Origin of the sequence: Paenibacillus sp. FSL M8-0228 (genome assembly GCF_038007385.1) — a bacterium.
Classification (GTDB): Bacteria; Bacillota; Bacilli; order Paenibacillales; family Paenibacillaceae; genus Paenibacillus; species Paenibacillus polymyxa_D.
This window is the reverse complement of the sequence record NZ_JBBOXA010000001.1, coordinates 3,768,245-3,782,018: the sequence shown is the minus strand read 5'-3', so window position 1 is coordinate 3,782,018 and position 13,774 is coordinate 3,768,245. Positions and strand designations below refer to the sequence as shown.

Genomic DNA, 13,774 nt, shown 5'->3' with positions numbered 1-13,774 from the left:
CACTGTTATTATGGGGTCTGCCTTTTTTGATTTTAGTTAAAACAGTTTTTGAAGCATTTTAAACAGCTTTTTCTCGACTGGACATTGCTTTGCGATTTTGAAGATATCCCGTGAGCAAAATACCAGCCATAACTGTAGCAATAAACAAGATACGCAGCGCAGGGTGCTCGGTAAAGTAAGGTTCCAGCTTACGTTCTTCAGTAATCATATTAGAGGCCGTATAACCAAGTACAGCCGATCCCAAATAGATAATCCAGGGGAATTTATTGATCAGTTTGATAAAAAGAGTGCTTCCCCATACCACGATTGGCACGCTGATTAACAGGCCCAGCACTACAAGTAGCAAATGCTGCTGGGCAGCGCCAGCAACAGCAATCACATTGTCCAGACCCATAGCCGCATCGGCTACAACAATCGTGCGGATAGCACCCCATAATGTTGTTCCCGCTTTGACTTCGGTATGGTCCTCCTGGTCTACGAGCAACTTATACGCAATCCAGACTAACATAATCCCCCCGATGAGTAACAACCACGGTACTTGAAGCAGCCAGAGTACCACAATGGTGGCTGCTATGCGAATAAGCAGGGCACCACCGGTGCCGTACAGTATCGCTTTTTTTTGCGTTGCAGGAGGCAGCTTTCTGGCGGCAAGTCCAATTACAATCGCATTATCCCCTGCGAGCAGAAGATCAATAAATATCACATTAAGCAGTAGCCAAAAGAACTGAAGTCCGGACATATCAATCGTTCTCATCTCCCTGATTAAACATCCTAAAATCGTTGTATGTGTTTATTTTAATACCCGTTTTCCAGAAATACGATTCATTATATGGCTGTTTGTTATTGATTTCAAGGTCTTTACTCAACGAATTTGACATCATTTTTTAATAAATGATGACTTATTTGACAAAGCTTATAAGCATAGCCTCGTCCTATTTCGCATACAAGTAGGATGGGGGTGTTTGTACACATGGAGCATATCATTTTGCTGTTGAAAATATTAATGATTAATTTGGTGTTAAGCGGTGATAATGCGGTTGTTATAGCCATGGCGAGCAAAAATTTGCCTGCAAGGCAGCGGAGTCAAGCTATATGGTGGGGGGCAGTCGGTGCAGTCCTCCTGCGCTGTGTTTTGACTTTTGTAGCTGTCATTTTGCTGGGCATACCCTTTATTCAGGCGGCAGGCGGTCTACTTCTGTTATGGATTGCGTTTAAGCTGCTTTATGAGAGTGAGGATCATGTAGGAGTCAGAGCAGAAACAACCATATGGAAGGCTATACAGGTGATTCTGGTAGCGGACTTTGTGATGAGTCTAGATAACGTATTAGCTATTGCAGCACTAGCAGATGGGGATATCGCCATTATTGTCATTGGTATTGCAATTAGCATTCCGATAGTTGTCTGGGGCAGCAACGTAATTGCGATCTGGCTTCACCGGTTCCCTGTACTTGTTTTGCTCGGATCTGCAATCCTGGCTTTTACGGCAGGAGAAATGCTACTGCGTGATCCCCGATTGGGTGTATGGTTAGCAGGTACGGGAGAGCTTATACATGCATGGTTACCAGGACTCTTAGCCTCAGCAGTTGTGATTGCAGGAATATATCGTCAGCTACGTGCTCATCATATTTGAACGTAGTTTTTTTGGAAAACATCGGCTAAAATATACTTAAAAACAATCACATTAAGCGACCTAAAAACAAATTCAGCAAACAAAGGAGACCACGATGAATTCCGGAAAAGAGCGTATGATCGGAGTGGGCATTGTTGCCGTAGGACTGATTATTTTGTTGGGGAAACTGGGGACGTTCTCCTTCTTGGGACGAAACTTTTGGCCTTTGCTGTTTTTAATACCTGGAATCGTACTGCATGCAATGTACATGAAGCGTAAAGTTTCACCCTTTATGTTGCTGCCAGCAGGGATTTTATCGGTTTATGGCTTCTTATTTTTGCTCTGCAATATTTGGGGCTGGCATTTAATGGCCTATTTATGGCCTTTGTTACTTCTAGGTGTGGCGGTTGGATTATGGGAGTACGCCCTTAATGATATTTCGCTTTCTCGTAATGTATATACGGGAGGCGTGATATTGGGCTTGGTATCGGTGTTTTTATTGGTCATTACCCTGTTAAGAACGGGTATCATATATGTTATTGCAGTTTTACTGATCGGCGCTGGAATCTGGTTGGTCGTAAACAACCGTGGCAAACGCAAATGGTAAACGACAAGCAATGAGATTTTATGGCGGTAAATTACGGAACAGGCAATAATGTCTTGCTTTATGACATATTTCAACTATAATATAATGGATATGATAAGAGCGTCGGAATGATTTCTGACGCTTATTTTAAGGTTTTCACGCGAATCGGAGAGAGAAGCTGTCTGTACAAAGCCTGAAACATATAGAAGGCTGGCAGGGAGTGGGCCTAAAGAACGATTGTTAGCCTTGAATCAGCACTGCTTCAGGATAGAGACACTATTTTGATATACGGAAAGGATATGGATACAAACCATGCATGCTAGAGAAAACATTCGCAATATTGCGATTATTGCCCACGTCGACCACGGAAAAACGACGCTTGTCGACAAGCTGCTTCAACAGTCCGGAACATTTAGAGAACACGAGGCTGTTCAGGAGCGCGCCATGGACTCCAACGATCTGGAGCGTGAACGCGGTATTACGATTTTGGCTAAAAATACAGCTATCACTTACAAAGATTATCTGATTAACATTGTAGATACACCAGGACACGCCGACTTTGGTGGCGAAGTGGAACGGATTATGAAAATGGTTGACGGTGTTTTGCTTGTCGTAGATGCTTACGAAGGTTGCATGCCGCAAACGAAATTCGTACTGCGTAAAGCGCTGGAACAAAATCTGACGCCTATCGTTGTAGTGAACAAAATTGACCGTCCGGCGGCTCGTCCGGCAGAAGTTATTGACGAAGTACTGGATCTGTTCATCGAGCTGGGTGCGAATGATGAGCAACTGGAATTCCCCGTTGTGTACGCTTCGGCGCTGAACGGAACATCCAGCATGGATGCTGAAAAGCAAGACGATAACATGCAAGCATTGTACGAAACAGTTGTAGAGCATATTCCGGCTCCAACTGAGAATGTAGATGAGCCTCTTCAATTCCTCGTAACACTGATGGATTATAACGAATACCTTGGCCGAATTGCAGTAGGTCGTGTAAACCGCGGTATCATCAAGCAGGGGCAAGCAGTCACAGTTATGCAACGTGATGGTAGTAGTAAATCGGCGCGTATTGAGAAGCTGTTCGGCTTCCAAGGCCTGAAACGTATTGAAACGGATCAAGCGGGCGCTGGTGACATTGTAGCGATTGCGGGAATTAAAGATATCAACATTGGTGAAACCATTGCTGATCCAAACCATCCTGAAGCGCTGCCTGTACTGAAGATTGATGAGCCGACACTGCAAATGACCTTCTTGGTTAACAACAGCCCATTCGCAGGTCGCGATGGTAAGTGGGTAACATCCCGTAAATTGCGTGAGCGTCTTCTGAAAGAACTCGAAACGGATGTCAGCTTACGTGTTGATGAAACGGATAGCCCGGACGCCTTTATTGTATCCGGACGTGGTGAGTTGCATCTGGGTATCTTGATTGAAAACATGCGTCGTGAAGGTTACGAACTGCAAGTGTCCAAACCGGAAGTTATTGTCAAGGAAATTGATGGTAAGAAAATGGAGCCAATCGAACGTCTCCTTATTGATATTCCGGAAGAAAGCATGGGCGCAGTTATGGAAAGTTTGGGCTCCCGTAAAGCCGAAATGGTTAACATGATTAATAACGGCACCGGACAAGTTCGCTTGGAATTCCTGATCCCTGCACGTGGTCTGATCGGCTACACTACAAACTTCCTGACTTTGACTCGTGGTTATGGCGTAATGAACCATGCGTTTGACAGCTATGGACCATTTGTTGGCGGTCAAGTAGGTGGACGTCATCAGGGTGTACTCGTGTCAACAGAAAACGGCAGCTCTACATTTTATGGTATGCTGGGCGTAGAAGATCGCGGTATTTTGTTCCTAGAGCCAGGTACTGAAATCTATGAGGGTATGATCGTTGGAGAGCACACACGTGATAACGACATCGTCGTTAACATTTGTAAAGAAAAACAACTGACAAACGTTCGTTCAGCAACAAAAGACGATACAGTTAAACTGAAAACACCTGTAATCTTCTCTTTGGAGCAAGCGCTCGAATACCTGAATGATGACGAGTATTGCGAAATTACACCTAATGCCATCCGTTTGCGTAAAAAGATTTTGAACAAAGGTGAACGCGAGCGTGCAGAGAAGCAACGTAAAACAGCACAAGCAAATATGTAATTGATTGGATTGGTCTTTGGCCACAGCGGCGACGCCCGGGAACGGGATGCGCCGCTGTGTGTGTTTTAGGATTGTAAACTTGGAGAAAGCTATATTTCTCAAAACGCAGGAAAAGGTGTTGAAGCATGAGTAATCTTTCGAACGGATTGCCTCCCCGGACACAAACTGGGAAAAAATCCGCCAAACCGAAAAAAACGAAAAAGAAAAAAAGCTTTTTCAGATCGTTTATGAAGTTTGTCTTGTTTCTGCTCATTATAGGTATTTTAGCAGCAGGTGGTTATACCTACTATCTTTACAATCAGGTAGAGGAAGTTTTGGATACGGGGATCAACAAGGAAGTACCCAAAACACAATTGGCAGAAACTAAGCCTTTGACTATCTTATTGCTAGGAACCGATTACCGCCCTGATCATCCGACTTATTTGTCCGACGTTATTATGGTAGCTACATTGAACCCCAATACTAAATCGTCTACCATCGTGTCCCTACCGCGCGATACGCGTCTAGAAATGGATGGATATAAACCTCGCAAGTTGAATGAGTATTATCCGGTGTTTAAGGCTAGAGAAAAAGAATCTGGTGAAGTTGCTGAAGAACAGATGAAGAAGATGATCGGCAAATATTTAAACATTGATATCGATTATGTGACGGTTATTAACTTCCAGGGCTTTAGAGATGTAGTAGATAATTTGGGTGGCGTAGATGTGACGGTTGATAAAAACATGTGTTATCGTGACCGTGCAGATGGTACCGATATTAATCTGACAGCTGGAGCCAAGCATTTGAACGGTGACCAGGCTCTTGATTTTGTTCGCTACCGCAAATCGAATTGTCGTCCGAGAACAGCTGAATCTGACGATTTTGATCGCAATCGTCGACAAAATCAGGTGCTTCATTCTCTAATTGACCAAATGCAATCCTTTAACGCTTTGACCAAGTTTAGTGCAATTATTAAATCGGTTGATAAGAATATGATGACAGATATTGAGTCACAGCAAATGAAGAATATCGTACAAACCTATTGGAATATTTCCAAGCAAAATGTGAAATACAATCCGGTAGCGGGAACATGGCGTAGCCCGTATGTGTACATTGATGAGCAACAGCTCGATTTGGCCAAACAAGCGCTACAAGAGGAGTTAGCTAAAAAAGTAAGCGACAATACCGCAGCTTCTTCCAATTCCTGAGTATGTATATTTCTTCCCGCTTATGTTATACTCGCAGCGAGTAAAGCTCTTATATAACATAAGGGGGTTGAGGTATGTCTAAAGTTATAGTGAACCAAGTCTAGGTCCAGTGAGCAATCACTGGGCCTTTTGTGTCTAAATTCAAAAATGGACAGGCTCAGAGGCTATCTTCACTTACAACTTTTCGTTGTTTTATGCTGCTTTGGGGTTCTTTTTTCAGGGAATCAGCAAGTATTAGGTACCCGGTGAATAGGTATAGGTATGAAACACGAGATTGTCCACGCCGCTTTGGAGGGGATTTAATGAAGAAAATTTTTGTGCTGGATACGAATGTGCTGCTGCATGATCCGAAAGCCATTTTTACCTTCAAAGAACATGAAGTTGTTATTCCAGCTGTAGTTCTGGAAGAAATCGACTCCAAAAAACGCAACGCGGATGAGATTGGACGGAATGCCCGCAATGTATCGCGATTGTTGGACGGGTTGAGAGAAGTGGGCCATCTGCATAGTGGCGTTCCACTTCCCCAAGGTGGAAGGCTTAAGGTTGAGTTGAACCACCGAAGTTTTTTGAAAGTTCAGGAGATGTTCGGGGAGGTTTCGAACGATAACCGGATTTTGGCGGTCGCCTTGAATTATCATCTGGAAGAGCAGGAGCAGCCTGAGCCGCGTTCGGTCGTTTTGGTCAGTAAAGACGTGCTGGTCAGGATCAAAGCAGATGTATTGGGACTGCTGACTGAAGACTACCTCTCCGATAGAACAGGCGATTTAAGTGAGCTATACCCCGGATACTCGGCAATACAGGTGCACCCGTCCATCATAGATGAATTTTACTCTAACCGGTTTTTACTAATCAAGTCACTGGAACTACCTTATACACTGTATCCACATGAATTTGTCATTCTGAAAGATGAAATGGGAACTGGAAAATCAGCATTACTGAAAGTTAACCAGGAGGCAGAGCGATTAGAGCCGCTGTACTTAAGTAACGAATCAGTATGGGGAATCAGCGCGCGCAATGCTCAACAGAGGATGGCATTGGAGCTTTTGCTTAATGATGATATCCCTCTCGTGACCATTACAGGAAAAGCGGGTACGGGCAAAACGTTGCTGGCGCTGGCGGCAGGTTTGCTTAAAGTAGAGGATGAGCATCGCTTCAAGAAACTGCTGATTGCTCGACCTGTTGTTCCTATGGGCAAGGATATTGGTTATTTACCAGGAGAAAAGGATGAAAAGCTTCGTCCATGGATGCAACCAATCTACGACAATCTGGAATATCTGTTTGATGCCAAAAAATCAGGTGATATCGACAAAATTTTGATGGGCTTGGGCAGTATTCAGGTGGAGGCACTTACTTATATTCGCGGACGTTCGATACCTGGGCAATTTATTATAGTCGATGAGGCGCAGAATTTATCCCGACATGAGATTAAAACGATTGTGTCTCGGGTGGGTGAGGGAAGCAAGATCATTTTGATGGGAGACCCGGAGCAGATTGATCACCCTTATCTGGATGCAGCCAGCAACGGTTTAACCTATGTGGTGGAGCGGTTTAAGCAAGAAGGGATTAGCGGGCATATTATGTTGGAAAAAGGAGAACGCTCCAAGCTCGCGCAGTTGGCAGCTGATTTGCTATAAAGTCCTATCGTTATTACAATAATAAAGACCTCGGGAATATCCCGGGGTCTCTTGTTTTGTACACGTAAAAGTTCAGAACAATGAAAGTGGGCAAAAGCTTATTTAAAGTTTAATTCGAGCTTAACTTCAAGCATTCCTGCTAAAGTGCGTACTTCTGTGGCTTTGACATAGGAAATAAGCTGCTGTGGGTAGAAACCCAGATCAAAATCCCTTTCCAGCTTGTTGCGGGTCGTATCAGGTAGTTCCAGACCATTAAATACTAATCGATCCACATGAAATAAAATTGCATTTTTCGGTTCATTCTCTACCGTGTAGTGACCTTCTACCCTTAATTTCATCGTTCCTTGTTGGCCTTCTACCATAATTTGATCCTGCGCAAATGTAAAGTTGAAGTGATTAAACAATTCATTTTCTGACTTTAAAAAACGGTTAAAGTCCTCTTCACGAATGCTTATCGTAATGACTTTTCCATTTGTAACCATGGCACCTTGTTGTTGTTGAATGAATTGCGGTAAATCCTGCATAGCTTGAGCTAATGCTTTAAAGTGTTTATTTACCTCGTAGACACCTACATTTTCCCAATAAGCTGTCATTTCGCCAATTAGCTTGCGTAGGGTATCCGGGTCATTACTGGCGCTAACGCCGTCATTTACACGCGACTGAAGCAGGACAATGCGTTTGCGTTGAGCCAGTAAGTTTGTTTTGACTGTCTCCAATTCCATTGACGCTTGGATGACTTGTTGTTCTGTTTTTCGCATAGATTGATAATTGGATTCGTATTCTTGAAGCACATCCTGATCGTGACTAATCAATAACAAGTAGTAATCGTACAGAGAGAGAAGTTGCCTTATACTTTTTGCCCCTAGCACCACACTTAACAGCTTGTCCCTTTCCCCCATATAATAAGATCGCAGCACAGAGCCTGCACGCTTCCGTTGTATGGTCATTTGCTCTTGCTGAACGGTGAGGTTACTTCGCAGTTCCTGCTGGCGCTGCAAAAGAGTCTGTTGCTCCTGACTGATTCGCTCAATTTCATGGTCTATCTCTACAATCGACAGACTATCTTGTAAAATCTGACTTTCTTCTTGGGAGGGAGCGGCTAGAGTAGGACGTACATATATGAAAGTTAGCAACATAATGGTGCTCAGCAGGGTGCTGATTGTGATTTTTATTCGTTTGTTCATTTGGTTTCCCCTTTTATGTATTCCCGAAAAAAACTCATGGTAATGTATATGATCCTTTCTGTTTCTTTAACCATTCATTTTATTGTACAGCAGTCTGAGCATGCTTGAAACCCGAAACTGTTTACGTTCACGTATGAGTTCTTGCAGAAATGGAAATACAATTTAGTATCAAATAGATTCTATGAACTCTACGAGAGGCATAGGAATGAATAAACAGCTTTTATACCCTATTCAAATACCGGCAGGATCGGTTCATGAAGACGGTTATTTCAGGATGTTGTTAGGAGGGCTAGAGGCATGACTGCAATAAGACAAGATGCATGGAGTGTGGAAGATGACTTGATATTGGCGGAGGTGACATTGCGGCATATCCGTGAAGGTGGAACGCAGCTTGCTGCGTTTGAGGAGGTTGGACAAAAGATAGGAAGAACCTCTGCAGCATGCGGCTTTCGTTGGAACAGTTGCGTGCGCAAACGTTACGATGAAGCAATTAGCATTGCCAAAGCACAGCGCCAGAAGCGCAGTTATATCCGCAAGCAGAACCCGGTAGGTGTATCACAGGTTGCGGCTTTTGCCTCGCTTGATACAGTCGAAGGTGGGTACAGAACGGATGGTACGAGTGAGGATACATTATCTATTGATGCAGTAATTCGTTTCTTGCGTCAATGGAAGGGATCCGTCCAGGAAACGAATCGGCAGATTAAGATGCTGGAGAAAGATTTACGGGAAAAGGAAGAAGAATTGAGTCAGCTTCGCTCCATTAATGACCGGCTGTCCAAAGAAGTGAATGAGGTGCAAACCGACTATCGTGTTGTGAATGATGATTATAAAGCTCTGATTCAGATTATGGACCGGGCTCGGCGCTTGGCTCTAATTACTGAAGATGAGGAAGAGCTTAAATCCAGATTCAAAATGGATGCCAATGGGAATCTGGAGCGCATTGAGTAACAAGATTACTTCTGCAATTCTGAAATAAAACGTCAACTAGCGCTTTGCCGTAGTTGGCGTTTTTTGTATTTCTTTAGAGTGCATATGATATAGTAGAAAAAAAGATGGAAGCGAGACGATACAAAGGTGATTGATATTATTGGAGCGGGTTCGCTAGGATTGTTGTTTGCGGGGAGGTTGTCTGCTTCAGGTACGAAAGTAAGGCTGTGGACACGTACACTTGAACAAGCACGCGTCATTACTCATGAAGGAATTACTGTGTTTGATAAGGAGGGGCAGGTGGCAGTACATATGTCTGGAGATAAATTGAAGGTAGCGCCATTGGCAGATTGGCAACGGTTAAATTCACAGGCTCCGGCACGATGGATAATGCTTATGACCAAACAGGGGGCGATTGAGGAAGTATTAGAACAGATCCAGCCTGCAGCTCAAATGGACAGAGATATAGGAATCGTTTGCTTGCAGAATGGAATCGGTCATATAGAACGCATTAGAAAGGCTTGGCCTAAAGCTGTGGTATACCCTGCTGTGACGACTGAAGGAGCCAAGAGGCAGGGAGTCGCATCTATTGTACATGCAGGATCGGGTGTTACTGAAATAGGTTGTTCGGAGGAAGGGGAGGAGTCGAAGAACAATAATTTTAACCAATGTGTGCTAAATCGGCTGCTTGCAGCAGGATTTGACGCTTGCTTGTCGAAAGAAATCGAGAACGGTATGTATCGCAAGTTGTTGATCAATGCTGTAATCAATCCGCTGACGGCGGTATGGCGAGTTCGTAATGGCGAGCTGCTTTCGCACCCTATTCGAATACATATGATGCGCAGGTTGTACGATGAAGGCATTCAAGTGTATGAAGCTCATGGTATCCACTGGGAAAACGCATGGTGGGAGCAAATTATAAATGTATGCCGGTCAACGGCAGAAAATCACTCGTCCATGCTAGCTGATGTACTTGCACAGTCCATGACAGAAGTTGCTTCAATTAACGGACAACTGGTGCAGATGGCAGATCAGGCTGGGGTTACTGCACCAACTCATGAGGTATTGTGGCAATTAATTGAAGGTATGCGGCTAAAAGAGGGGTGATCAGTTGAGTCTTATACAAGGTACTATTATCACTTTCAGTATTCTTCCCTTTTTTCCGTTTTTGATCGTGTTTGCGGTTTGTCGCTACATTCTTAAAATGGAAAAAAAGAAATCGTTACTTACTTCTATGGATATTACCACGTTTTTTCTGATATTTTCCGTCGCAGCACTCTTTAACGTCATTTTTACATCTCGATTCGGTTTTTATTTGATTCTACTGCTCCTATTACTGGCCTTGGGTTTAATTGGAGGAGCTCAAAATCGAATAAAAGGGAAGGTTGATGGTAAAAGATTATGTAGAGCGGTCTGGAGATTAACTTTTATAGCAATGACATTGGCGTATATTTTGTTGACTGTTGTTGGCATATTTAAGAATATATTCAACATCATGTGATATAACATGACATGAAATGGTGAAAAAATATGAATTAATCATGTTTTTTTGAAAAAAAAGCTTAATTTGAAGAAATGTAATGTAGATTTTTTTGACCGCTGGTTGTATAATCTATAAACATATACCACTTTAGAACTAGGGGGAAAACGCTAGATGAAAAGGAAAAGCTTTTTAGTCCTTTTGACACTCATTCTTGCAGTTGGCGCATTGCTCGCAGGTTGCGGCTCCAGCAAGAACGATACCAATGGTAAGGGCGCACAAGAAAACACCTCGACTACGCCGGCTCCGGCCGACAAGCAAATTTTGCGCATTAACCTTGCATCCGAGCCGCCAACGTTCGATCCGGCACAGGCTCAAGATACTCAAGCAAACACTGTTTTAAAAACAATGTATGAAGGTCTTGTTCGCATGGGCCCTGATGGTAAAGAAATTCCTGGCGTAGCTGAATCTTGGAAAATTTCCGATGACGGCAAAACCTATACGTTTAAGCTTCGCGATACTGCAAAATGGAGTAATGGCGACCCAGTCAAAGCAAGCGACTTCGTATTTGCTTGGCAACGGGTATTGGATCCTTCCACGGCTCCTGCACCTCCATATGCTTACCAATTGTACTATATCAAAAATGCTGAGGGTTACAACCTGAGCACTTCCAAATCTTTTAAAGGTACTAAAGTTACGGACTTCAAAGATGTAGGTGTCAAAGCAGTTGACGACCATACATTACAGGTAGAACTGGAACATGCAACACCTTACTTCCTGGGATTGACTTCTTTCTACACCTATTATCCGGTGCATCCGTCTGTTAAAGGTAATGATAAATGGGCGACTAAAAAAGAAAGCATGATCACTAACGGGCCTTTCACATTGTCGACTTGGGAGACAGGTCAAAAGATTGAGGTTTCCAAAAGCGAGAATTATTGGGGTAAGGACGAAATTAAACTGAAGAAAATTACAATGTCCCTTGTAAACAGCGGTGCAACAGAACTCGCTTCTTACAGAAGTGGACAACTTGATTATGCAGGTAAACCAAATGGTGAAATTCCTGCAGACCAAATGATGGCTGTGAAAAATGAAATGCCTAATGAATTCCAGGCTAAAGGTATAGCAAGCACCTATTACTATTTGTTTAACGTCACCGAAAAACCGTTCAATAATCTTAAAATTCGTAAAGCATTTGCAATGTCGATTCAACGTCAGCCGATTGTTGATAGAGTAACGATGGGTGGAGAGATTCCTGCTTACGGCTTTGTACCTCCGGGTATTAAAGGTTTATCTCAGGAATACCGTAATGAGCATAAAGATGATTATTTCAAAGAAGATGTAGCTGAAGCGAAGAAATTGCTTCAAGAAGGTATGAAGGAAGAAGGAGTAACTTCACTCCCTCCAATCACTCTACTCTACAATTCTACTGAAGGACACCAAAAAATTGCTTTGGCAGTTGCAGATATGTGGAAGAAAAGCCTGGGAATCGATGTGAAAACGCAAAACCAGGAGTGGGGCGTATTTATCCAAACACGTAACAAGTTGAATTTCCAAATTGCTCGTGGTGGATGGTCTGCTGACTTTAATGATCCGATGACATTCTTGGATATCTGGACAACTGGTAATGGCAACAATAATTCTGGATATTCTAATCCTGAATATGATGGTTTGATTAAAGCGGCTAAAACAGAAACTGATCCAGGAAAACGCATGGAAATATTTGCGAAAGCAGAGAAGCTTCTTGTTCAGGATGATATGGTTTTACTGCCGATTTATTACTACTCTAATACTTCTTTGACGAAACCAAATGTAAAAGGCGTTGCCTTGGATTTTAGTGGTGCAATTGATTTTACAAGAGCTTATATAACACAGTAAGTAGCTGATACTTGATTCTGAAGTTGAAGAGTTACTTCGGGATATATATGTGGGTACTGCCATATATATCCCGTTTTTTTTGTGTGTGAGGGTTCTTCTTAATATGATTAAATTAACCATGCATATAAGTAGATTGGACAACCCAACTCTATTTCTATAGAATCGAATGGTGTCGAAAAAATATGGGGGGTGTAAACGGGCGATGGCGCGTTATTTGATCAGTAAATTTATATTTATGCTTATTTCTTTGCTCATTCTGATCTCTGCGACGTTCTTTCTGATGAAGGCAATTCCAGGTAACCCTTTTATGAGCGAAAGAGCGACGTCTCCTGAGATTCAAGCCCGATTAATGGAACAGTATGGGTTGGATAAGCCTGTATATGTACAATATTTTAAATACTTAGGTGATATTGTTACGGGTGATTTTGGTATTTCTATGAAAAAATTGAATCAAGATGTGAGCGACATTATTGGACAGACCTTTATGGTATCATTAAAATTAGGTCTGGTAGCAATTATTGTCTCCATTATTGTCGGTATTTTACTAGGCATGCTGGCGGCTTTGTACCATCGTAGACTCATTGATACCGTAGCGATGATATTGGCAATTCTAGGTATTGCGGTTCCCAGCTTCGTTTTGGCATCATTAATCCAGTTCTTTTTTGCCCAAAAGTTGGAATTGTTTAATGTTATGGGTTTTGAGGGCCCAATGGACTACGTTCTGCCTGTTGCGGCTTTGTCCGCTCAACCAATTGCGTTTATTGCACGATTGACGCGTTCCAGTATGATAGAAGTACTGCATGCAGATTATATCAAAACGGCCAAAGCTAAAGGCTTGAAATCCATTACGATCATGTTCAAGCACGTTGTGCGGAATGCTATTTTGCCAGTTGTTACCTACGTAGGTCCAATGACAGCGAATATTATTACCGGATCTGTGGTTATTGAACGGATTTTCGGGATTGGCGGTATTGGTAAAGTGTTTGTGGAAAGTATCACAAGCCGTGATTACACTATGATTATGGGGATAACGATTTTTTACGGTGTTTTGCTTATGTTAGCGCGTTTTATTACAGATGTCGCGTATGGGTTTATTGATCCTCGGATTAAGCTGTCCGGCGGGAAGGAGGGGTAA

Annotated in this window: 12 protein-coding genes; 10 read left to right on the top strand and 2 right to left on the bottom strand. The window is 42.8% G+C overall.

Annotated elements, in window-relative coordinates; genetic code table 11:
* Positions 1-58: 58 nt before the first annotated feature.
* On the bottom strand, positions 59-754 hold the full coding sequence (locus tag MKY98_RS16860) for a TerC family protein (protein ID WP_069010274.1): 696 nt from the start codon (positions 752-754) through the stop codon (positions 59-61).
* A gap of 216 nt (positions 755-970) precedes the next feature.
* On the opposite strand from MKY98_RS16860, the gene MKY98_RS16855 reads away from it, so the two are divergent.
* The 5 genes from MKY98_RS16855 to MKY98_RS16835 all read left to right on the top strand — a co-directional run bounded on the left by MKY98_RS16855 (position 971) and on the right by MKY98_RS16835 (position 7,170).
* Entirely contained in the window at positions 971-1,630 is a 660-nt protein-coding gene (locus MKY98_RS16855) for a TerC family protein (protein WP_029517771.1), read from the top strand.
* A gap of 94 nt (positions 1,631-1,724) precedes the next feature.
* On the top strand, positions 1,725-2,216 hold the full coding sequence (locus MKY98_RS16850; protein WP_069010275.1) for a hypothetical protein: 492 nt from the start codon (positions 1,725-1,727) through the stop codon (positions 2,214-2,216).
* Positions 2,217-2,507: 291 nt separating this feature from the next.
* Entirely contained in the window at positions 2,508-4,349 is a 1,842-nt protein-coding gene (typA, locus tag MKY98_RS16845) for a translational GTPase TypA (protein WP_029517769.1), read from the top strand.
* 125 nt (positions 4,350-4,474) lie between these two features.
* Positions 4,475-5,536 (top strand): LCP family protein, encoded by a 1,062-nt coding sequence (locus tag MKY98_RS16840; RefSeq protein ID WP_029517768.1) that lies wholly within the window; start codon positions 4,475-4,477, stop codon positions 5,534-5,536.
* Between the two features lie 302 nt (positions 5,537-5,838).
* Positions 5,839-7,170 (top strand): PhoH family protein, encoded by a 1,332-nt coding sequence (locus MKY98_RS16835; protein WP_029517767.1) that lies wholly within the window; start codon positions 5,839-5,841, stop codon positions 7,168-7,170.
* A 98-nt stretch (positions 7,171-7,268) separates the two neighbouring features.
* Here the strand turns inward: MKY98_RS16835 and MKY98_RS16830 are convergent, their stop codons facing one another.
* Complete coding sequence (locus tag MKY98_RS16830) at positions 7,269-8,354, bottom strand: coiled-coil domain-containing protein (protein ID WP_029517766.1); 1,086 nt, start codon at positions 8,352-8,354, stop codon at positions 7,269-7,271.
* A 297-nt stretch (positions 8,355-8,651) separates the two neighbouring features.
* Between MKY98_RS16830 and MKY98_RS16825 the strand changes: the two genes are divergently transcribed.
* The 5 genes from MKY98_RS16825 (at position 8,652) to MKY98_RS16805 (ending at position 13,774) form a co-directional block, all read left to right on the top strand.
* On the top strand, positions 8,652-9,302 hold the full coding sequence (locus tag MKY98_RS16825; RefSeq protein ID WP_029517765.1) for an RsfA family transcriptional regulator: 651 nt from the start codon (positions 8,652-8,654) through the stop codon (positions 9,300-9,302).
* Between the two features lie 126 nt (positions 9,303-9,428).
* Positions 9,429-10,388, top strand: coding sequence for a ketopantoate reductase family protein (locus tag MKY98_RS16820; protein WP_069010277.1), 960 nt, complete (start codon positions 9,429-9,431; stop codon positions 10,386-10,388).
* 4 nt (positions 10,389-10,392) lie between these two features.
* A complete protein-coding gene (locus MKY98_RS16815; protein WP_013311106.1) occupies positions 10,393-10,782 on the top strand; it encodes a DUF3397 domain-containing protein in 390 nt (129 codons plus the stop codon).
* Between the two features lie 153 nt (positions 10,783-10,935).
* A complete protein-coding gene (locus tag MKY98_RS16810) occupies positions 10,936-12,639 on the top strand; it encodes a peptide ABC transporter substrate-binding protein (RefSeq protein ID WP_029517764.1) in 1,704 nt (567 codons plus the stop codon).
* A gap of 202 nt (positions 12,640-12,841) precedes the next feature.
* Entirely contained in the window at positions 12,842-13,774 is a 933-nt protein-coding gene (locus MKY98_RS16805) for an ABC transporter permease (protein WP_029517763.1), read from the top strand.